The sequence below is a fragment of the Sellimonas catena genome, assembly GCF_027924685.1.
GTDB classification, from domain to species: domain Bacteria; phylum Bacillota; class Clostridia; order Lachnospirales; family Lachnospiraceae; genus Sellimonas; species Sellimonas catena.
This window is the reverse complement of sequence record NZ_BSBO01000001.1, coordinates 1-20,397: the sequence shown is the minus strand read 5'-3', so window position 1 is coordinate 20,397 and position 20,397 is coordinate 1. Positions and strand designations below refer to the sequence as shown.

At 48.3% G+C, this 20,397-nt stretch carries 23 protein-coding genes and 1 pseudogene; 23 read left to right on the top strand and 1 reads right to left on the bottom strand.

Annotation, left to right across the window (positions count from 1 at the left end; all coding sequences use genetic code 11):
• The first annotated feature begins 8 nt into the window (after positions 1-8).
• The 23 genes from Selli1_RS00115 (at position 9) to Selli1_RS00005 (ending at position 20,079) form a co-directional block, all read left to right on the top strand.
• Complete coding sequence (locus tag Selli1_RS00115; protein ID WP_281871973.1) at positions 9-992, top strand: RluA family pseudouridine synthase; 984 nt, start codon at positions 9-11, stop codon at positions 990-992.
• A 20-nt stretch (positions 993-1,012) separates the two neighbouring features.
• Entirely contained in the window at positions 1,013-1,546 is a 534-nt protein-coding gene (locus tag Selli1_RS00110) for a Holliday junction resolvase RecU (RefSeq protein ID WP_281871971.1), read from the top strand.
• Between the two features lie 87 nt (positions 1,547-1,633).
• Positions 1,634-2,899 (top strand): ATP phosphoribosyltransferase regulatory subunit, encoded by a 1,266-nt coding sequence (gene hisZ, locus Selli1_RS00105; RefSeq protein ID WP_087167848.1) that lies wholly within the window; start codon positions 1,634-1,636, stop codon positions 2,897-2,899.
• Positions 2,896-3,534, top strand: a complete 639-nt coding sequence (gene hisG / locus Selli1_RS00100) for an ATP phosphoribosyltransferase (RefSeq protein WP_087167849.1) — start codon at positions 2,896-2,898, stop codon at positions 3,532-3,534. The genes hisZ and hisG overlap by 4 nt, the downstream gene beginning before the upstream one ends.
• 14 nt (positions 3,535-3,548) lie before the next feature.
• Positions 3,549-4,850 (top strand): histidinol dehydrogenase, encoded by a 1,302-nt coding sequence (hisD, locus tag Selli1_RS00095; protein ID WP_087167850.1) that lies wholly within the window; start codon positions 3,549-3,551, stop codon positions 4,848-4,850.
• A gap of 2 nt (positions 4,851-4,852) precedes the next feature.
• On the top strand, positions 4,853-5,443 hold the full coding sequence (gene hisB / locus Selli1_RS00090; RefSeq protein ID WP_087167851.1) for an imidazoleglycerol-phosphate dehydratase HisB: 591 nt from the start codon (positions 4,853-4,855) through the stop codon (positions 5,441-5,443).
• A gap of 20 nt (positions 5,444-5,463) precedes the next feature.
• Positions 5,464-6,750, top strand: coding sequence for a bifunctional phosphoribosyl-AMP cyclohydrolase/phosphoribosyl-ATP diphosphatase HisIE (gene hisIE / locus Selli1_RS00085; protein ID WP_281871969.1), 1,287 nt, complete (start codon positions 5,464-5,466; stop codon positions 6,748-6,750).
• A 70-nt stretch (positions 6,751-6,820) separates the two neighbouring features.
• Complete coding sequence (locus Selli1_RS00080) at positions 6,821-7,159, top strand: hypothetical protein (RefSeq protein ID WP_087167853.1); 339 nt, start codon at positions 6,821-6,823, stop codon at positions 7,157-7,159.
• Between the two features lie 40 nt (positions 7,160-7,199).
• Positions 7,200-7,697, top strand: coding sequence for a pantetheine-phosphate adenylyltransferase (gene coaD, locus Selli1_RS00075; RefSeq protein ID WP_087167854.1), 498 nt, complete (start codon positions 7,200-7,202; stop codon positions 7,695-7,697).
• Positions 7,698-7,715: 18 nt separating this feature from the next.
• Positions 7,716-8,573, top strand: coding sequence for a dTDP-4-dehydrorhamnose reductase (rfbD, locus tag Selli1_RS00070; RefSeq protein WP_087252349.1), 858 nt, complete (start codon positions 7,716-7,718; stop codon positions 8,571-8,573).
• A 21-nt stretch (positions 8,574-8,594) separates the two neighbouring features.
• Entirely contained in the window at positions 8,595-9,896 is a 1,302-nt protein-coding gene (locus Selli1_RS00065) for a putative ABC transporter permease (protein ID WP_281871967.1), read from the top strand.
• A 161-nt stretch (positions 9,897-10,057) separates the two neighbouring features.
• A complete protein-coding gene (locus Selli1_RS00060; protein ID WP_087167935.1) occupies positions 10,058-10,327 on the top strand; it encodes a type II toxin-antitoxin system Phd/YefM family antitoxin in 270 nt (89 codons plus the stop codon).
• Entirely contained in the window at positions 10,317-10,577 is a 261-nt protein-coding gene (locus Selli1_RS00055; protein WP_191434621.1) for a Txe/YoeB family addiction module toxin, read from the top strand. The genes Selli1_RS00060 and Selli1_RS00055 overlap by 11 nt, the downstream gene beginning before the upstream one ends.
• 58 nt (positions 10,578-10,635) lie before the next feature.
• Positions 10,636-11,454, top strand: coding sequence for a hypothetical protein (locus Selli1_RS00050; RefSeq protein WP_087252351.1), 819 nt, complete (start codon positions 10,636-10,638; stop codon positions 11,452-11,454).
• A 109-nt stretch (positions 11,455-11,563) separates the two neighbouring features.
• On the top strand, positions 11,564-11,971 hold the full coding sequence (locus Selli1_RS00045) for a DUF3842 family protein (protein ID WP_087252352.1): 408 nt from the start codon (positions 11,564-11,566) through the stop codon (positions 11,969-11,971).
• 211 nt (positions 11,972-12,182) lie between these two features.
• Positions 12,183-12,941: an ATP-dependent sacrificial sulfur transferase LarE gene (gene larE, locus Selli1_RS00040; RefSeq protein WP_191426766.1), complete on the top strand. Its 759-nt coding sequence runs from the start codon at positions 12,183-12,185 to the stop codon at positions 12,939-12,941.
• 22 nt (positions 12,942-12,963) lie between these two features.
• Entirely contained in the window at positions 12,964-13,728 is a 765-nt protein-coding gene (gene larB, locus Selli1_RS00035; protein ID WP_087167861.1) for a nickel pincer cofactor biosynthesis protein LarB, read from the top strand.
• Positions 13,728-15,041 carry a nickel pincer cofactor biosynthesis protein LarC gene (larC, locus tag Selli1_RS00030; protein WP_281871963.1) on the top strand — a complete coding sequence of 438 codons (1,314 nt, stop codon included), beginning with the start codon at positions 13,728-13,730 and terminating at the stop codon, positions 15,039-15,041. The genes larB and larC overlap by 1 nt, the downstream gene beginning before the upstream one ends.
• Positions 15,041-16,657, top strand: coding sequence for an ABC transporter substrate-binding protein (locus Selli1_RS00025; RefSeq protein WP_281871961.1), 1,617 nt, complete (start codon positions 15,041-15,043; stop codon positions 16,655-16,657). The genes larC and Selli1_RS00025 overlap by 1 nt, the downstream gene beginning before the upstream one ends.
• Positions 16,658-16,695: 38 nt before the next feature.
• On the top strand, positions 16,696-17,688 hold the full coding sequence (locus tag Selli1_RS00020) for an ABC transporter permease (protein WP_330677382.1): 993 nt from the start codon (positions 16,696-16,698) through the stop codon (positions 17,686-17,688).
• Positions 17,685-18,509 carry an ABC transporter permease gene (locus Selli1_RS00015; protein WP_243128598.1) on the top strand — a complete coding sequence of 275 codons (825 nt, stop codon included), beginning with the start codon at positions 17,685-17,687 and terminating at the stop codon, positions 18,507-18,509. The genes Selli1_RS00020 and Selli1_RS00015 overlap by 4 nt, the downstream gene beginning before the upstream one ends.
• 11 nt (positions 18,510-18,520) lie before the next feature.
• Positions 18,521-19,462 (top strand): ATP-binding cassette domain-containing protein, encoded by a 942-nt coding sequence (locus Selli1_RS00010; RefSeq protein ID WP_281871958.1) that lies wholly within the window; start codon positions 18,521-18,523, stop codon positions 19,460-19,462.
• The gene (locus tag Selli1_RS00005; protein ID WP_118636280.1) at positions 19,459-20,079 is read left to right on the top strand and encodes an ABC transporter ATP-binding protein; all 621 of its coding nucleotides are present in this window, start codon (positions 19,459-19,461) and stop codon (positions 20,077-20,079) included. The genes Selli1_RS00010 and Selli1_RS00005 overlap by 4 nt, the downstream gene beginning before the upstream one ends.
• A gap of 155 nt (positions 20,080-20,234) precedes the next feature.
• On the opposite strand, the pseudogene Selli1_RS18740 reads toward Selli1_RS00005, so the two are convergent.
• Positions 20,235-20,397, bottom strand: a pseudogene (locus tag Selli1_RS18740) (IS4 family transposase); the annotation flags it as partial.

The window sequence follows — 20,397 nt, the reverse complement described above, 5'->3', positions numbered from 1 at the left end:
AGAATCCAATGCAGACAATCAGAATTGAAAAGAATGATGCCGGGCAAAGAGCGGACAAGTTTTTGTCCAAATACCTGTCCAAGGCACCAAAAAGCTTTATCTATAAAATGATGCGGAAAAAAAACATCACCCTGAATAAGAAAAAGATGACGGGGAGCGAACATCTTACCGAGGGAGACCTTATCCAGATGTTTCTCTCCGATGAGACGATCGAAAAATTTTCCGAAAGCAAGTCCCAGGGGCCGGCTGTCAGGGATCAAAAAGCACTGGCCGGAAAGCTTCAGGTACTTTATGAAGATGAGGATGTACTGTTTGTCAACAAGCCGTGCGGACTGCTCTCGCAGAAAGCATCGCCCGGCGACATCTCTCTGGTTGAGTATCTGACAGCCTACCTGCTGGAAAAGGGGGAGATCACACCGGAAGAGCTTCGGCGTTTCCGCCCGTCCATCTGTAACCGCCTGGACCGGAATACAAGCGGCATTGTGACAGCTGGGAAAAGCCTGCGGGGCCTTCAGGTGTTGAGCGGGATGTTGAAAGACCGTTCTGTTCGGAAGTATTATCGGACCATCGTGTACGGACAGATGAAAGAGCCTGTCCGGGCCTGCGGTTTCCTGACCAAGGACGAGCAGCATAACAAAGTATCGATCAGTTCCAAGCCTTCCGAGGGCAGCGTCCCGATCGAGACCGAATATGTTCCAATTCAGACAGGGGCGAAGCACACCCTTCTGGAGGTGCACCTGATTACCGGACGGACCCATCAGATCCGGGCCCACCTTGCTTCCCTCGGATATCCGATTATCGGAGATTACAAATACGGAAACCGGAGAGAAAACGACCGTCTGAAAAAGGAGTTCGGACTGACACACCAGCTTCTTCATGCATACCGGATGGAGTTCCCGGAAGAAACGGCAGAACTGAAAAAGCTGTCCGGCCTGATCGTCCGGGCGGAGCTTCCGAAACAGTTTGAGATGATTCAAAAAGTATATATTTAGAGTGAAAAAGGAGCAGCAACATGGCCACATGGACATCGAGAGGACTGCGGGGTTCTGCCCTGGAGGACTATATCAATCACACAAATGAACAATACCGCAACAAAGGCCTTGCTCTGATTCAGAAGATTCCAACGCCGATCACTCCGGTCCGGATCGACAAAGAACACCGGCACATTACCCTGGCGTATTTCGACCAGAGAAGTACCGTCGATTATATCGGCGCCGTGCAGGGGATTCCGGTCTGCTTCGATGCCAAAGAGTGCGCGGCGGACACCTTCCCGCTTCAGAATGTACACCGGCATCAGGTAGAATTTATGGAGGAATTTGAGCGTCAGGGAGGGATCGCCTTTCTGCTGATCCTCTACACGGGAAGGACAGAGCTTTACTACATGCGTTTTCAGGAACTGAAGCGGTTCTGGGAACGGATGGAGAAAGGCGGAAGAAAAAGTATCCGGTATGAAGAACTGGATCCCGAATTTTTCTTCACATTGAAAAACGGGTGCATGGTTCCTTATCTGGATGAGATACAGAAAGATCTTGACAAAAGAGAGTAAGATTTTTATAATATTCGTTGTAATTTCAATTTAACATGGTAGCATGATAAAGTGAACAAAAAGAAAAAGAGAAAGAGTGGATAAGACATGAAACAGAAAATTTTACACACACCGGAAGGGGTACGGGACATTTACAAAGTAGAGTGCCGGAAAAAGCTGGCACTGCAGGATAAGCTGCATCACGTCCTGCATCTTTATGGCTATCATGATATACAGACGCCGACCTTCGAATATTTTGACGTATTCCGAAAAGAGATCGGAACGATTTCTGTGAAGGAATTATATAAATTTTTTGACCGGGAGGGAAATATCCTTGCGCTACGGCCGGATATTACACCTTCTGTTGCCAGAGCTGCTTCGGCTCTGTATGAAATCGAAGAAAAGCCGCTTCGGCTTTGCTATATAGGAAACACGTTTATCAACCATTCCCGCTATCAGGGACGCCTGCGGGAGAATACACAGCTTGGCGCCGAGTATATCGGAGTAGATTCCAAGGATGTGGATGCGGAAATGCTGGCAATGGTTGTGGACTGTTTAAGACAGTCCGGTCTTGAGAATTTCCAGATCAGCGTAGGGAATGTCGGATTCCTGTACAGTCTCATGAAGGAAGCCAAACTTCCGCCGGAATATGAGGAGCACCTGCGTCAGCTGATCTCAAACCGGAATTATTACGGGGTGACGGAGCTTCTGGACGAAGCAAATGTCAAACCGGAGATGAAAGAGCTGTTCGGCCATCTGCCGGAACTGGTAGGAGGACCGGAAGTTCTTGATAAGGCGATGGCGATTGCGCCGAACGAGCTTGCCAAACGCGCCATCAAACGTCTGAAAGATACATATGAAATTCTGAAAGCATATACCGTACAGAAATATATCACATTTGACCTGAGCATGAGCGGTGCATACGGCTATTATACAGGCGTGATTTTCAGAGCATATACATTCGGCACCGGAGACGCGGTTGTCAAAGGAGGCCGGTACAATCATCTGATGGAAAAATTCGGAAAGCGGGCGCCTTCCATCGGATTTGCCGTTATTATCGATGAACTGATGAATGCCCTTGCAAGACAGCATGTGCAGATTTCCTACGAAGAGAATGCTGCTATCATTGTCTATGCGGATTCCCAGCGCAGACAGGCGATCAGCCTTGCGAAAGAATTCCGGGCACGACAGAACAGTACGGAACTGTTCTGCAAAAAGGCCAAAGAATCCCTGGATTATTACATCCAGTACGGTAAGAAAAATCAGGCGGAGAATCTCCTCTATCTTCCGGAAAACGGAGAGATCGAGATGATTAACCTGAAAACCGGGGAACGAAAAACAATCGGACAGAAGAAGGAGGAGGAACAGTCATGAGATATTTGACCTTTGCCCTCTGTAAAGGGCGCCTTGCAAAACAGACGCTGGAGCTTCTGGAGCAGGTTGGCATTACCTGTGAGGAAATGAAAGACAAGTCCTCGCGCAAACTGATTTTTGTAAACGAAGAGCTGAAACTCCGGTTTTTCCTTGCAAAAGGGCCGGATGTTCCGACTTATGTAGAGTACGGAGCCGCGGATATCGGTGTGGTCGGAAAGGATATTATTCTGGAAGAGGACCGGAAAGTCCACGAAGTACTCGACCTGAAATTCGGCGCCTGCCGGATGTGTGTCTGCGGACCGGAAAGCGCAAAGGAGCTTCTGGGACACCGGGAGATTATCCGGGCAGCCACAAAATATCCGAATATCGCAAAAAATTATTTCTTCGACCAGAAGCACCAGACGGTGGAGATCATCAAACTGAACGGTTCCATTGAACTTGCTCCGATCGTCGGGCTTTCCGAAGTAATTGTAGATATTGTCGAGACCGGAACGACATTGAAAGAAAACGGATTGAAAGTTCTGGAGGAAGTCTGCCCGCTTTCCGCAAGAATGATCGTCAATCCGGTCAGCATGAGAATGGAAAATGACAGAATCCGGGAACTGATCACCGGACTGAGGGAAATTTTAAAGTAAAGGCGGGATAGAAGATGAGAATCCAGAAATTGACAGAAGAGACAAAACAGAACCTTTTACAGGATCTGTTAAAGAGAAGTCCGGACAGTTATGGAGAATACGAAGAGCGGGTTGCCGCGATTCTGAAACAGGTAAAAGAGAAAGGTGATGAGGCGCTCTTTGCCTATACCGAACAGTTTGACCACGCCCATCTTACAAAAGAAACGGTCCGGGTATCCGAAGAGGAGATTGCAGAGGCATATGAAAAAACAGACGAAAAGCTGATCGGTGTAATCAGAAAAGCGCTGGAAAATATCAGAAGCTACCACGAAAAGCAAAAGCAGTACAGCTGGTTTGACAGCAAGCCGGACGGTACGCTTCTCGGACAGAAAGTCACCCCGCTGAAACGTGTGGGTGTTTACGTGCCGGGCGGGAAGGCGGTCTATCCTTCTTCCGTACTGATGAATGTGATCCCTGCAAGGATTGCCGGAGTGGACGAGATCATCATGGTGACGCCTCCGGGAAGGGATGGAAAAGTCAGTCCGCATACGCTGGTTGCGGCAAAAGAAGCAGGAGTGGACGCGATCTATAAAGTCGGCGGTGCTCAGGCCATCGCTGCCCTTGCGTACGGGACAGAGAGTATCCCGAAGACAGACAAGATTGTAGGACCGGGTAATATCTATGTTGCCCTTGCAAAAAAAGCAGTTTACGGATATGTCAGCATTGACTCGGTAGCGGGACCTTCGGAAATTCTGGTTATCGCAGATGAAACCGCAAATCCAAGATATGTTGCGGCGGATCTTCTTTCCCAGGCAGAGCACGACGAACTTGCTTCTGCGATTCTGGTAACGACAAGCGCCGAACTGGCAGAGAAGGTATCCGACGAAGTGGATGGATTCTTAAAGGAACTTTCCCGTGCGGAGATTATACAGAAATCACTGGATAATTACGGATATATCCTTGTTGCCCAAACGATGGAGGAAGCCATCGAGACAGCCAATGAAATTGCAAGCGAACATCTGGAAATTCTGACGAAAAATCCGTTCGATGTGATGACAAAGATCCGAAATGCAGGAGCTATCTTCCTTGGAGAGTATGCAAGCGAACCGCTTGGGGACTACTTTGCAGGACCGAACCACATTCTGCCGACAAATGGAACAGCGAAGTTTTTCTCTCCGCTTTCTGTCGACGATTTTATCAAGAAGTCCAGCATTATTTCCTACTCCAGAGATGCGCTTGAGAAAATTCACGAGGACATCGAATATTTTGCGCAGGCAGAGCAGCTGACCGCTCATGCCAATTCGATCAAAGTACGGTTTGAAAAAGAGGGGGAATAGCGATGCCGGAGCGAATTTCAGAACAACACAGAAAGACGAAAGAGACGGATATTTCCGTCCGCCTGAATCTGGACGGGACCGGAAAGACAAAGATCCGGACCGGAATCGGATTTTTTGACCATATGCTGGAAGGGTTTGCAAGGCACGGCCTTTTTGACCTGGAAGTGCAGGTAGAAGGCGATCTGAACGTAGATACGCATCACACCATCGAGGATACCGGGATTGTTCTTGGACGGGCGATCGCAGAAGCAGTCGGCGATAAAAAAGGGATCCGGAGGTTTGGATTCTTTCTCCTTCCAATGGATGAAACACTCTCCCTTGCGGCAATCGATCTTTCCGGTCGTCCGTTTCTGAAATATCAGGCAGAGTTTACCGTGGAAAAGATCGGAGAAATGGATACGGAGATGATCCGGGAGTTTTTCTATGCAGTATCCTACAGCGCCATGATGAATCTGCATCTGAAAATCGTAGATGAAGGAAACAATCATCATATGGCGGAGGCGCTTTTTAAAAGTTTTGGAAAGGCTCTTCACATGGCCGTTTCCTTTGAGCCTGGTATGACGGAAGTATGGTCTACAAAAGGTAGCTTATAGAAGAAAGGAACTGAAAACAGATGAGTTATAAAAGAATTGTTCCCTGCTTGTTTTTATGGCAGGGAAAAGCAGTCAGATGGTTCGATGATATGGATGTTCTCTCGGAAGACGCGGTTGCTCTTGCAAAGCATTACAGCGATAAGGGAGCAGACGAGCTTCTTGTATTCGACCTTTCTGATTCGGATGAGGATCATGAGGAGTCCATCGACCTGCTGAAAAAAATCACAAAATCAGCCGGGATCCCTGTTGTAGCAGGAGGAAATATCAAACGTCTGGAAGATGTGAAAAAGATACTTTACACCGGAGCTAAACGGGTCGTTCTGAATTTCTCCAAAGCAAGCTCTGTAAAAATGCTGGAGGAAGCGTCCAAGAGATTCGGAAAAGAGAAGATAGCCGTTTCTCTGAATGATTTCGATACCCTTTTCAAACAGCAGCATCTGATTGAAAAATACAGCAGCGAGATCATTTTCATGCACAGACTGGATCTGAACTCTGTGATGACACTGACAGAAATTCCATATGTGGTCCTGACCGATACGATGGAAGAATCTGAGATTTTCCGGATTCTGAAAAGTCCGGGGGCAAGAGGCATTTCCGGAAAATTTGTCAGCCGCATGGATATGGATTTTCATCTCTTTAAGACAGAATGTCAGGAATGCGGCATCCAGATGACTTCCTTTGAGAGTGTACTTGATTTCTCGGATTTCAAGCTGAATTCCGACGGCCTGATTCCTGTTATTGCGCAGAATTATAGAACAGGCGAAGTGCTGATGCTTGCCTATATGAATGAAGAAGCATTTGACCGGACGGTGAAAACCGGAAAAATGACATATTACAGCCGGAGCAGACAGTGTCTCTGGACAAAAGGAGAGACATCCGGTCATTTCCAGTATGTCAAATCTCTGACCATCGACTGTGACAAGGACACCCTTCTTGCAAAAGTAGAGCAGATCGGAGCAGCCTGCCATACCGGAAATCCGACTTGCTTTTTCCAGACTATCGCAGGCACGGATTATGATGAAACCAACCCGCTTCAGATTTTTGAAACCGTATATGGCACGATCCTGGACCGGAAGAAGAATCCAAAAGAAGGATCATACACCAATTATCTCTTTGATAAAGGAATTGATAAAATTCTGAAAAAGGTGGGAGAAGAGGCGGCAGAGGTCATTATTGCAGCCAAGAATCCGAACACAGAGGAGCTGAAATACGAGCTCTCCGACTTCCTTTATCATGCCACGGTGCTGATGGTAGAGCGGGGACTTGACTGGAACGACATTATTCAGGAATTATCTGACAGACACTAGCATACTTTGGAAAGACAGGGTATATTATGATTATATATCCTGTCTTTTTTAGACGGCAATACGGAGGTGTATGGTTTTGAATGACAGCCGGGAAAGAAAGAGAAAAGAGGCACTGGAGCAGATGCGGGCAAGGGAGGAGAATCCGGCGGAGTCGCCCCTTCATGCACCGGCAGTCCACCCGAGATACCGCGCGGCTTACGGAAGCATCTATCCGGAACAGGAAACGCGTCAGACCGGAACATTAGGAGTCCGGATTGTCATCAGTATTCTGCTGTTTGCAGGCTTCCTTTCTCTGGATTATGAGAAGCTTCCTTCGTCTGTTCCGCAAAGGACAGAGATTCTCCGTCAGATACAGGCGCCGTTTTCCCTTCCATCCGTGAAACAGTTTGACCTGACCGGTATTTTGTAGTATAGTTATTGAAGAAATTTTCATGAAATGAGGAATACAGATGATTAAAGCAGTATATCCAGGCAGTTTTGACCCGGTTACATTCGGACATCTGGATATCATCACAAGGGCGGCAAAAGTCGTAGATGAACTCATTATCGGCGTCCTTGTCAACCAGAAAAAGACACCGCTTTTTACCATGGAGGAGCGTCTGCAGCTTCTTCAGGAAGTGACAAAAGATTTCCCGAATGTAACAGTAAAGGCATTTGAAGGCCTGACCGTCGAGTTTGCAAAGCAGAACCATGCAAGACTGATTATCCGTGGACTTCGGGCCGTTACGGATTTTGAATATGAAATGCAGTTGGCACAGATCAACCACAGTGTGGACAATGAGATTGATACCATGTTCTTTACGACAAGTCTGGAATATGCCTTTTTAAGTTCTACACTGGTAAAAGAGTTTGCATATTATGGCTCCGATACAGACAGATATGTTCCTAAGGTTGTTTCCAGAGCATTAAAAGCGAAATATCCGGAAGCAGGAAATACACAACAGTAGAGAAATCAGGTGAAGAAGATGAAAATATGGATTGCAGGAGCGGCCGGACAGCTTGGATGCGCGCTTAATGATATGGCAAAGCAGTATCAGCCGGACGCTGAGATTATCAACACAGATATCGAAGAGGTCGATGTGACAAATTTAAATCAGGTTATCGACTTTGCAAAGGAAAAAAGGCCGGATGTGATTTTTGACTGCGCTGCGGTCACAAACGTCGGGACATGTGAAGAATCGCCGGAATACGCCTATAAAGTTAATGCGATCGGTGCAAGAAATCTTGCGATTGCAGCATCTAAAGTTCAGGCCAGAATTCTCCTGTTGTCAACGGATGACGTGTTTAACGGGATCCGTCAGGTGCCGTACCATGAATTTGATGAGACGGATCCGATGACAGTTTATGGAAGAAGCAAACTTGCAGGAGAAAATTATGTCAAGGAATTTGCGCATGACCATTTCATTATCCGGAGCAACTGGGTCTTTGGGCGCGGAAGTGATGCAAATTTTGTCAATCAGATTTTAAAAGCAATTGAAACAAAGACAGAACTCTATATCTCCGATGATCAGTACGGTTCACCGACCAGTGCCAATGCACTGGCGGCATTTATGCTGAAACTGATCAATACAGAAGAATACGGGACCTACCATGTGACATGCAGCGGTGTCTGCAACCGGTACGAATTCGCAAAAGAGATTGTAAGGATTGCGGAAAAAGATGTCAGGGTAATCCCTGTACCGACCAGAAAAGCTGAATACTGTTCTGCAAGACCGACTTTTACAGTACTTGACAATTTTCTGATTACGGTACTCGGCATACATAAGATGCCGACATGGATTGATGCACTGGAAGAATATATAGAGCAGGAATACAAAAGATAAAATAAGACAGCAGGAGTAATTATGCATTATACATTTTCGGAGCTTATATGGCTGGTACTGATCTATTCCTTTCTGGGATGGTTCATAGAGACAATTGTCGGAACCATACGGAAAAAGAAATTTGTAAACCGGGGATTTTCTTCAGGACCGTTTTGTTTTATATACGGAACAGCAGCATTGATCATGATCATTTCTCTGGAAGATCTGGAAAATCAGCCGTTTTTCCTGTTTCTCGGATGCATGATAATTGCTACGACGATCGAATGGTTTGCCGGTAAAATTCTGGAACGGATGAATCAGCGCAAATGGTGGGACTATTCCGATAAAAAATGGAATTTTGACGGATATATCTGTCTGCAGTACAGCGTTCTCTGGGGAGTTCTTGGTGTACTGGCAGTCAAATTCGGAGATGAAGATTTCACCAGGCTGTTTCATCTTATCCCCAGGCCGTTTGGGAATATACTGGTTGGTATCGCCTTTGTCGGAATTATTGTTGATATGTCTGTGTCATCGGCGGCGGCGCTGCGCATTGGCAGGCCGACAAAAGCCGCAGTCCGCTGGAACCGGAAAGTGGCAGTTGTTACGGGAAAATTCACGGCGCTGATTGTCGGCCATGTAGAGCGAAGAATGGAAAAAGCTTATCCTCTGATCCAGGTGGCAAGAGAAGAAGCTGAGAAAGAAGGACGGTTTGCCGAGGGATGCGGATTTTACAAACTGTTCTGGCTGTTCGTTATCGGTTCGCTCCACGGGGATCTGGTTGAGACCATTTTCTGCCGGATTACAGCAGGAGTATGGATGAGCCGGAGCAGCCTTGTATGGGGGCCGTTCAGTATCATCTGGGGAATGGCGATTGTTGCGGCAACAATTCTTTTACATAAGGACAGAGAGAAGCCGGACCGGTATCTTTTTATGGTCGGCACGTTTCTGGGCGGCGCTTATGAGTACCTGTGCAGTGTTTTCGCCGAATTGTTTTTCGGAAAAGTATTCTGGGATTACAGTGGCATTCCTTTTAATCTGGGCGGGCGAATTAACCTGCTTTACTGTTTCTTCTGGGGAATCGCTGCAGTAATATGGATCAAGGTACTGTATCCCCGTATATCCGACTGGATCGAAAAGATACCAAAACTCACAGGATATATTGTTACATGGTGTCTTATCCTGTTTATGGCAGCGAATATGGTTGTATCAGCCGCTGCTCTTGTAAGATACGACCAGAGAGCACAAGGTGATACACCGGACAATGCCGTTGAAAAACTGATTGATACCAGATTTGACGATGCCAGAATGGAGAAGATTTATCCGAATGCCAAATCCGCACGGTGAGCCGGCATACAACCGAAAAAATCAGGGGTCGAAGAGTGATCTTCGGCCTTTTTATACTCTGGAAAACTGATTTCAGGAATTCTTTTCCTGTGTTGACGACATGATGTACATATACTATAATACAAGTACAATATTTTGTACTTGAAAGGACAGTGAAAAGTGTGCTTGCAATAAACTACACAGAATTGCGGAACAATCTGAAAGAATGTATGGACAGAGTGACTGATGATTACGAGACACTTATCATCACCCGAAAGAAAAACCGGAATGTTGTAATGATTTCCGAGGAAATGTACAATAATATGCTGGAAAACATGCATCTGACTGCGAAGGAATCCAACTACAGATGGCTGCTGGAATCGGCCGGACAGTTGAAAAGGGGAAACGAACAGATCCATGATCTGATCGGAATGGCAGAAGATGAAGAATAAGCATTTTACGGAAAATGGGTGGAAAGACTATCTTTTTCAGAAGCAAAACGACCGGGAAATACTGAAAAAGATCAATCTGCTTATTGCGGATATCTGTGAAAACGGAACTACCGGAATCGGTAAACCTGAGCCCCTGACAGGCAGGATGGAAGGTTGCTGGAGCCGCCGGATCAATGATAAAGACAGGCTGGTATATTGCATGGACGATGACAATATCTACATTCTTTCCTGTCGTTTTCACGATGATTGATTTCACTTCATATTTTCGTTATAGAAGGAATACATTTAGATAAACAGGGGGAAGCAACATGCAAAGATTTACCAGAAATACATATGAATTTGTCAAACAGGGACTGTTACAGATTCAGGACGAGATTACGAAAGGGGAAAGAGTCTGTGCCAACAGAGCACTGAAAAAAATCATCGGGACACTGGCTCCAAACAAGGAGGCACTTCTCGGATACGCCTATGTCCGGGTCCGCAACAGAGTCGGATCTAAATATGGAAATACAGACAGAAGAGCAGAAATCATCGCGGAGAAAGTACAGATACTGATGGAAGCTTTCTGGGCGAGACCGACACATTACGTAATAGATACGGATCAGTATGGAGCAAAGTTTATTAATACATCCGCTGATGCAGACATGTCTTTGGAAGATGCTGTCCGCTTTGCGGAGATGGACGGAGTTGTCATGATCCGTGATCTCAATCTCGGAAAAGGCTTCGAGCGTTATTACCTGGATACAGCACGGAATCGGGAGATTTTAAAACACTACGAAACACGTGAGGAGGAGCCGTCCGAGCGGGAAGCTTTTCGGAAGAAAGCATATGCAAAGTTTCAGATGTGGTGGATGTTTACTCATGGTATCACATTACAGGAATTGTCTGAAACAGCAGATACGTGGCGTCAGAAGCGGGAAGAGGACGCTGATTACAAAGGAAATCTGGAAGATTACCTTTTTGAAAAAGGATTCCACGACCTGATTTACCCATGCTTCAGCGAATTTCTGGAAACGGAATATACTGACCGCGAGTTCATGAAATATCTGCTGGATCCACGGGATCATAAGGCCTACGAAGAGGATGAACTGCTGCAGGAAAAAGAAGCAGCAGAACAAAATGAATAATTGGTAAAAGAAAGAGGAGGCTTTTCTAAATAAAAATTGCAAAATTTCCCAAAATCGTTTAAACTATATAGTTGTAATTTATTGATGGAAACATGAGGGAGGAACAGACTTGAATCTGGTAATCATAGATGGCCAGGGCGGCGGACTTGGCCGTCAGCTGGTAAGCGCAGTCAAAGACCGGTATCCGGACATTGAGATCATTGCAATAGGGGCAAACAGTGCAGCGACCAATGCCATGCTTCGTGCCGGGGCAACGCAGGCGGCCACGGGAGAGAATTCTGTGATCGTTGCATGCCGCAGGGCAGATGTGATCATAGGGCCGGTGGGAATTGTGATTGCAGATTCCATGCTTGGGGAGATCACCCCGGCTATGGCGCAGGCTGTCGGACAAAGCCGTGCAAAACGGATACTGATTCCGGTGAATCTGTGCGACAATATCATTGTCGGCGTTACAGACCTCTCTATGACGAAAAATGTACAGAATGCAGTTGAGATTCTGGGTACACTGATAGACTAACTAATCCGGCAGGAAGCCGGAATGATCGGCAGAAGCGGATCAGTGCCATATGACAGAGAAACGGCATTACTGGCAATCGACTGATAGAGCAGAAATTTTGCAGTAAAAATTACGAATTAAAATACAGAATAGAAATTTTGATACCAGGAAGGTATCTGCTTTCAGAAGAAGGCGGATATCTTCTTTTTTGTCGAAAAGGAGGAAATAATAGATGACTTTGGAAGAGTTTTTCTGTGAAGTGCCAAAAGCGGCCGTGGCATTTTCCGGTGGCACAGACTCGGCATTTCTTTTATGGGCGGCAAAGCAGTATGGCTGCGACGTACATGCTTATTATATGAAAACGGCTTTTCAGCCGGAGTTTGAAATGGAAGACGCACGCAGAGTTGTAGAAGCGCTGGACATTCCAATGACCGTGCTGGAAAAGGACATACTTGCCGTTCCGGAAGCAGCCGCAAACGGACCAAAGCGGTGTTACTACTGCAAAAGAGCGCTGTTTACACAGTTATGGGCGGCAGCGCGAAAAGACGGATACTTCTGCCTTCTGGATGGCACCAATGCGTCAGACGATGCAGATGACCGTCCGGGTATGCAGGCGATTCGGGAACTTGAGGTACGTTCGCCCCTTCGGGAATGTGGAATTTCCAAAAGCGAAGTCCGGCGTCTGTCCGAAGAAGCAGGGCTCTTTACAAGCAGAAAACCGGCTTACGCCTGTCTCGCAACAAGGATTCCGACAGGAACAGCCATTACACCGGAACTTCTGAAGAAAGCAGAGACAGCGGAGACGGCGTTGGCAAACCTTGGATTTCATGATTTCCGTGTCCGACTGATGGAGGATGGCGGCGCCCGGCTTCAGATTACAGAAGAACAGATGCCCCTGCTGTTTTCCAAAAGGGAAGAAATCCTGACAATACTTCGTCCGTTCTTTTCATCCATCCTGCTGGATCTGGAAGCGCGGGCCAAATCAGTATAACATCATCGGGAAGGAGAGCATTATGGATAATAAATATGATATTTTACAGTTGCTTCGGAGTGTGGCAGACGGCACGACGGAACCGGAGCAGGCGTTGTTACAGTTAAAAGAAGCACCATTTGAAGATCTGGACTATGCCAAAATCGATCTGCACCGCAGTGTCCGGCAGGGCGCGGCAGAAGTCATTTACGGGGCAGGCAAAACACCGGAGCAGATCGCAGGGATCGTTCAGGCTATGGGAAACCGGGGATGCCGGAACATCCTGATTACCCGAGTCAGCCAGGAAACCGTAAATCAGCTTCCGGATTCGATTCCCCTTGATTACCATGCGGATGCAAGGCTTGCCATTGCCTATCCGGCGGAACATAAAAAGAGGGGGCGTATCGTTGTCGCAACCGGAGGAACCAGCGATATCCCGGTGGCAGAAGAAGCGGCTCTGACCGCGGAAGTCCTGGGAAATCATGTTGTCCGCCTGTATGACGTTGGGGTGGCAGGCCTTCACAGGCTGTTATCCCATCTGGACGACCTGATGAGCGCCAGATGCATTGTTGCCGTGGCGGGAATGGAAGGTGCTCTGGCGTCTGTCATCGGTGGATTGGTGGACTGTCCGGTGATTGCGGTGCCGACCAGCGTCGGATACGGCGCCAGCTTTGGGGGATTGTCTGCGCTGCTGTCCATGCTGAATTCCTGCGCCTCCGGGTGCAGTGTCGTCAACATTGATAATGGATTCGGAGCAGGATATCTTGCCAGCAGAATCAATCAGATGGAAGGATTGGAGGAAGAGTAATGAGAACACTTTATATCGAATGTAATATGGGAGCAGCCGGAGATATGCTGATGGCTGCATTATACGAACTTCTGGAGGATAAAGAGAAAGAAGCATTTCTGCACACAATGAATCATCTGGGGCTGTCGGATGTCCGGGTGGAAGCTGAAAATGGATCCACCTGCGGTATCAGCGGAACTCACATGAAAGTAATAGTGCACGGAGAAGAAGAAGCTGTCGGCGGTCATGATCATCATCATGAACATGACGGGGAACACCATCATGAGGAGCATCACCACGATGACCATCATCACAGCCACGACCATGATCATTCTCATGACCATCATCATGGACATTCTCATCACCACGCAGCTCCGGGATATATTGCGGACCTGATTGAACATCTGGAACTTCCGGCAGAGGTTAAGAATCACGCAAAATCCGTTTATTCTGCTATTGCGGACGCGGAATCCAAAGCACATGGCTGTCCGGTGGAGGAAATCCATTTTCATGAAGTGGGTGCTTTGGATGCAGTGGCGGATGTGACAGGTGTCTGCTACGCCATGTTCCTGCTTCATCTGGACAAGGTGATTGTATCGCCTGTACATGTAGGAAAGGGAACGGTGCGTTGTGCCCACGGCATTATGCCGGTTCCGGCTCCTGCTACGGCGAATCTGCTTGCAGGTGTTCCGGTCTATGCCGGAACGGTTCAGGGTGAGCTTTGTACCCCGACCGGAGCAGCGCTTCTGACACATTTTGCGGATCAATTTGCGGAAATGCCGATGATGAAAATTGCGAAAACGGGAATCGGAATCGGCACCAAACAGTTTGAACAGGCAAACTGCGTTCGTGCTTTTCTGGGAGAAACGGAGGAAGAGGGCGGCTCCATGATTACGGAACTGGTATGCAATATTGACGATATGACGCCGGAAACCCTTGCCTTTGCCTGCACAAGACTTCTGGAGCTTGGTGCACTGGATGTCTATACGGTTGCGGGAACCATGAAAAAAGGAAGATCAGGACATGTTCTGACAGTTCTCTGTGATCCGGAAAAGGAAGAAGAGATGGCACGGCATATCCTGGCGCAGACAACTACAAATGGGCTTCGGATCCGCAGATGCCGGAAGTACTTTCTGAAGCCGGAAATCAGCGAAGTGGAGACCAAATGGGGGACGGTGAGAGTCAAAAAAGCCAGTGGATATGGCGTGACTCATATGAAACCGGAATTTGACGATGTATCCAGGCTTGCAAGAGTACACCAGATTTCCTGCGAACAGGTACGGGAGGAAGTGTTTGCTTCCATGCAAAATGAACATGGAAAGGATGCAGAATAATGAGAAGCAATGTAAAACGAAAACCGGCGGCCCTCCTTGTCTGTTTGCTGGTGCTTTCCCTGATGGCAGGATGCGGTGGGTCCTCCTCTGAATCCCGGTCGAATACCTCAGAGAATCGTTCTTCCGTTGTGATTGCCATGGATCCCAACTCGGAGCCGGAAGCCGGATTTGATCCTGCTTTTGGCTGGGGAGCGGGAGAGCATGTGCATGAACCGTTGATCCAGAGCACGCTGACGGTCACAAATACGAATCTGACCATCGATTATGATCTGGCTACAGATTATTTTGTCAGTGAGGACGGACTGCTCTGGACTGTTCATATCCGGGATGATGTAAAGTTTACCGATGGAGAACCGCTGACAGCCAGAGATGTGGCATTTACTTATAATACAGTGAAAGAATCCAGTTCAGTCAACGATTTTACCATGCTGGATCATGCAGAGGCTTTGGATGATACAACAGTTGTTTTCCATATGACACGGCCGTTTTCCATCTGGCCTTACACTATGGCTGTTGTGGGAATCGTTCCGGAACATGCATATGACAGCGCTTCCTATGGTTCTAATCCGATCGGTTCCGGCAGATATATCTTGAAACAGTGGGATAAGGGACAGCAGGTCATTCTGGATGCTAATCCGGACTATTATGGCGAACAGCCAAATATGCAGAGGGTAACGATTGTATTTATGGAAGAGGACGCGGCATTTCTGGCTGCTCAGGCCGGAGAAGTAGACCTTGCCTATACTTCTGCGACTTACTCCGATCAGACTGTGGAAGGCTATTCCCTTGCCGCATATGAAAGCGTGGATAACAGAGGATTCAATCTTCCGGCTGTCCCGGAGCAGACGACAGAATCCGGAGAGACGATCGGAAATGATTTTACTGCCGATGTACAGGTACGCCGTGCCATCAATATTGGTGTGGACCGTCAGGAAATGATCGATCATGTCCTGAACGGTTACGGATCCCCTGCTTATAGTGTCTGTGACCAAATGCCGTGGTATAATTCCGCCTCGGAAGTCACTTATGATCCGGAGAAAGCAAAATCACTTCTGGACGAAGCAGGATGGAAGACAGGAGAGGACGGAATCCGGGAAAAAGACGGTGTCAAGGCAGAATTAAATCTGCTCTATACAACCGGAGATTCAGTGCGCCAGGCGCTGGCGGCTGATTTTGCCGAACAGCTGAAGGAACTTGGAATTTCCTGTACGCTGGAAGGTGTCGGCTGGGATACAGCTTATGACCGGGCACAGTCCGATCCGTTGATCTGGGGATGGGGCGCGCATACGCCGATGGAGCTTTATAATATTTACCATACAATTGGAGACACCGGACTGGCACAGTATTCCCCGTATTCCAACTCCACTGTAGATGCCTATATGGATCAGGCACTTGCCTCCAGTGATCTGGAAGTATCTTATGATCTCTGGCAGAAAGCCCAGTGGGACGGCACTACCGGTGTAATACAGGATGGAGATATTCCGTGGGTATGGCTGGTCAATATTGATCATCTCTACTGGGCAGCGGACGGACTTCAGGTTGCAGAACAGAAAATCCACCCTCATGGACATGGTTGGTCCATTGTGAATAATGTCGATCAGTGGAGCTGGAGTTAGATGATCAAAACGAGATCGAAAGGAAAGGACGGATAGCATTGAAACATCGACTGAAATTTGCCGGAAAAAAACTGATCCGGATGCTGCTTCTCCTTCTGGGAGTGAGCCTTCTGACCTTTCTCCTGATGTGGGCTTCGCCGCTGGATCCGCTGCAGACCAATGTCGGTCAGACCGCGCTTGGATCCATGACACAGGAACAGATTGCAGAACTGGAAGCGTACTGGGGCGTGGATATGCCTCCGGCACAGCGGTATCTCGGATGGCTGAGCGGCGTACTTCACGGAGATTTCGGCACCTCACTTCTTTACCGTCAGCCGGTTCTGACGGTGATAGGAGAGCGTCTGGCCAATTCAGTGGGGCTGATGGCGGCCGCCTGGATCTTTGCGGGGGTCCTTGGACTGGTTCTTGGCATGCTTGCAGGGGCTTACCGGAATCGATGGCCGGACCGGGTGATCCGAGGATACTGCCTTTTGATTTCCAGTACGCCGGCTTTCTGGCTTGCCATTTTACTTCTGATGATCTTTGCGGTGGAACTGGGATGGCTGCCCGTAGGTCTCGCCGTTCCGATGGGACTTCAGGCGGATTCGGTCACGTTCATTGACCGGCTTCGTCACGGGATTCTCCCGGTTCTTACGCTAAGCATGACCGGAGTAGCGAACATTGCCCTGCACACGAGAGAAAAACTGATCGAAGTCCTGTCATCGGACTATATACTTTTCGCAAAAGCAAGAGGGGAATCGCAGACATCCATTTTTTTGCGGCACGGATTGCGTAATGTCTCGCTTCCTGCCATGACCCTGCAGTTTGCATCCATCAGTGAAATCATCGGAGGGTCGGTTCTGGTGGAACAGGTCTTTTCCTATCCGGGGCTTGGACAGGCGGCGGTTACCGCAGGTCTGGGAAGTGACCTTCCGCTGCTTCTTGGCATTACCGTTATTACGGCGGCGATTGTCTTTGCCGGAAATCTGGCAGCGGATCTTCTCTACGGTGTCATCGATCCAAAAATCCGAAGGAGGGCCGCAAAGTTATGAAACCACAGAATCAAAGAAGAAATACGATCCTGTTTCTGATTGTGACGGCCGGAGTGCTCATTCTGATCACCGCAGCGGGAATGCTTCTGAAGGATCAGGCTGTCCAGACAAATTTTGCAAGAAAGAATCTGGCGCCTTCCATAGAATTCTTATTTGGCACCGACTGGATGGGGAGAGATATGTTTGCCCGGACCTTGGCGGGACTGTCGCTTAGTATCCGGATCGGACTGCTCACAGCCGCGGTAAGCGCCCTGATTGCCCTGATTCTTGGAACGACCTGCGCAGTTCTGGGAAGAGCAGCAGATGCAGTGATTTCCTGGTGGATTGATCTGATGATGGGTATCCCGCACATCCTTCTGGTGATGCTTATTTCCATCGCCTGCGGGCGGGGATTTACCGGAGTGGTTGCCGGTGTCGCCCTGAGCCACTGGACTTCTCTTGCGCGGGTTATCCGCGGGGAAGTGCTGCAGCTTCGGGAAGCGCCATATATTCTGACGGCCTCAAAATTGGGCGTATCAAAGATGCAGATCGTAAAAAACCATATGATTCCCCACCTTCTTCCGCAGTTTGTAACCGGGCTGATTCTGTTGTTCCCGCATGCAATTCTGCATGAATCCAGTATTACCTTTCTGGGATTTGGTCTCTCTTCGGAGCAACCTGCCATCGGAGTAATCCTTTCAGAAAGCATGCGTTACCTGACAACCGGAAGATGGTGGCTTGCACTGTTCCCGGGGCTGTCGCTGGTTTGTGTCGTGATGCTGTTTGCCCTGCTTGGAGAACGGGTGGAGAAGCTGCTGAACCCGGCCAGTGCACATGAGTAAGGAGGAATATTTTGGAACCGATTTTAGAAATTTCCCATCTGTCTATTACGTTTACACAATACGAACGCGGCATTCATAAGCGCGAGCTCCCTGTAATTAAAGATCTGTCACTGCAGATCGAGCCGGGGCAGATTGTCGCCGCAGTGGGAGCAAGCGGATCCGGAAAAAGTCTGCTGGCTCACAGTATTCTGGGCATCCTGCCTTATAACAGCCGGATGAGTGGAACACTGAAATATGACGGCCGGCCTCTGACACAAGAGCGGGCAGAAGCCCTCAGGGGGCGGGAGATTATGCTGATCCCGCAGGGCGTCACGTATCTGGATCCACTGATGAAGATCGGGCCGCAGATCAGAAAAGGAAAACGAGATGCGGGAATCCGGGAACGGTGCCGGGCTGCGCTGAAGCGGTATGGGCTGAAGGAAGAGATCGAGGAGCAGTATCCGTTTGAAATTTCCGGCGGTATGGCACGCAGGGTACTGATTGCCTCGGCAGTAACCGAATCTCCCAGACTGATCATTGCTGACGAGCCCACACCGGGACTGGATAAAAAGGCGGCCGGAAAGATTCTTGGACATTTTCGGGAACTGGCCGAGGAAGGAGCCGGTATCCTGTTTATTACACATGATCTGGAACTTGCCCTGACTATTGCGGACAGGGTTGCAGTATTTTATGCCGGGGAGACTATAGAAGAAGCGGATGCTTCAGATTTTAAGGATGTAGAAAAACTCCGGCATCCTTTTACAAAAGCCTTATGGTATGCCATGCCGGAACATGGATTTCATCCGATTCCAGGATCGCAGCCTTATCCGGGAACAATGGCGAAAGGATGCCCGTTTGCGCGGCAGTGCAGAAAGTGCACAATACTTTGCCGGGAGGCAGATCAGATTTCACTGAAACCATACCGGGGCGGACTGGTACGATGTCTGTATCCGGGGAAGGAGGAGGCAAAATGATACTGCAGGCAGAACACCTTACATTTTCCTATCGAAAAAGAAAACAGGAGTGCATTTTGCAGGATTACAGCCTGTCAATTACTTCCGGAGAGCGCATAGGCCTGAGAGCACCAAGCGGCCGTGGAAAGACGACATTATGCAGGCTTCTGGCAGGATATGAAAAGCCGCAGCAGGGGAAGGTCCTTCTGAATGGAAAGGCACTTTCCTCTTTTCGCGGCGTCTGTCCGGTTCAGATGGTATGGCAGCATCCGGAAACGGTAGTGGATCCATTGTTACAGCTTGGTGTCACCTTGAACGAAGCAGGAAAGCCGGAGGAACGGCTTTTGAAGGAACTTCATATTGAAGAAGGGTGGCTGAAACGGTATCCGTCGGAATTATCCGGCGGGGAACTGCAGCGGTTCTGCCTTGCCCGGGCTCTGCATCCGGATACCCGCTTTCTCCTCTGCGATGAGATTACGGCCATGCTGGATCTTGTCACCCAGGCTCAGATCTGGAATTTCCTGCTGGAAGAGGGGAAACGAAGAGATCTGGGAATGCTGATCATAAGTCACGATGATGCCCTGCTTCAAAAAGTCTGTACGAGAATAGAAACGCTGCCGCAGGTTTCTATGCATTGACATTTTTCTAAAAACAGGTATGGTAGATTCAGAAAGGAGAAATACCATGTTCGCATTTAATCATTTTAACTCAAACTTCGCACATAGATTTTGCCTATGCACCTTGAAAATTCAATATCTGGCAGGTATTCGATTATCAAAGTTCACCCTTTGCCCTATGCCGCCTGAAGCTGTGTCTTCAACAAAACAGGCAATGTGTTCATAAATGCATCCACCAATTCGTTGATCTTTTCTTCGGTCAGTTCGGTGTTGTCCTTGAGGATAGACCGGAACATTTGGAGCAGCATTTGAAATGCCTGTATCCATGTGATATCGGCC

Coding starts and splice junctions, on each gene's coding strand:
- larB (WP_087167861.1), top strand. CDS start 12,964: ATGGATAATAAATATGATATTTTACAGTTGCTTCGGAGTGTGGCAGAC.
- larC (WP_281871963.1), top strand. CDS start 13,728: ATGAGAACACTTTATATCGAATGTAATATGGGAGCAGCCGGAGATATG.
- Selli1_RS00005 (WP_118636280.1), top strand. CDS start 19,459: ATGATACTGCAGGCAGAACACCTTACATTTTCCTATCGAAAAAGAAAA.
- Selli1_RS00115 (WP_281871973.1), top strand. CDS start 9: ATGCAGACAATCAGAATTGAAAAGAATGATGCCGGGCAAAGAGCGGAC.
- Selli1_RS00065 (WP_281871967.1), top strand. CDS start 8,595: ATGCATTATACATTTTCGGAGCTTATATGGCTGGTACTGATCTATTCC.
- larE (WP_191426766.1), top strand. CDS start 12,183: ATGACTTTGGAAGAGTTTTTCTGTGAAGTGCCAAAAGCGGCCGTGGCA.
- hisD (WP_087167850.1), top strand. CDS start 3,549: ATGAGAATCCAGAAATTGACAGAAGAGACAAAACAGAACCTTTTACAG.
- Selli1_RS00110 (WP_281871971.1), top strand. CDS start 1,013: ATGGCCACATGGACATCGAGAGGACTGCGGGGTTCTGCCCTGGAGGAC.
- coaD (WP_087167854.1), top strand. CDS start 7,200: ATGATTAAAGCAGTATATCCAGGCAGTTTTGACCCGGTTACATTCGGA.
- Selli1_RS00025 (WP_281871961.1), top strand. CDS start 15,041: ATGAGAAGCAATGTAAAACGAAAACCGGCGGCCCTCCTTGTCTGTTTG.
- Selli1_RS00015 (WP_243128598.1), top strand. CDS start 17,685: ATGAAACCACAGAATCAAAGAAGAAATACGATCCTGTTTCTGATTGTG.
- hisG (WP_087167849.1), top strand. CDS start 2,896: ATGAGATATTTGACCTTTGCCCTCTGTAAAGGGCGCCTTGCAAAACAG.
- Selli1_RS00080 (WP_087167853.1), top strand. CDS start 6,821: ATGGTTTTGAATGACAGCCGGGAAAGAAAGAGAAAAGAGGCACTGGAG.
- hisIE (WP_281871969.1), top strand. CDS start 5,464: ATGAGTTATAAAAGAATTGTTCCCTGCTTGTTTTTATGGCAGGGAAAA.
- Selli1_RS00055 (WP_191434621.1), top strand. CDS start 10,317: ATGAAGAATAAGCATTTTACGGAAAATGGGTGGAAAGACTATCTTTTT.
- Selli1_RS00050 (WP_087252351.1), top strand. CDS start 10,636: ATGCAAAGATTTACCAGAAATACATATGAATTTGTCAAACAGGGACTG.
- rfbD (WP_087252349.1), top strand. CDS start 7,716: ATGAAAATATGGATTGCAGGAGCGGCCGGACAGCTTGGATGCGCGCTT.
- hisZ (WP_087167848.1), top strand. CDS start 1,634: ATGAAACAGAAAATTTTACACACACCGGAAGGGGTACGGGACATTTAC.
- hisB (WP_087167851.1), top strand. CDS start 4,853: ATGCCGGAGCGAATTTCAGAACAACACAGAAAGACGAAAGAGACGGAT.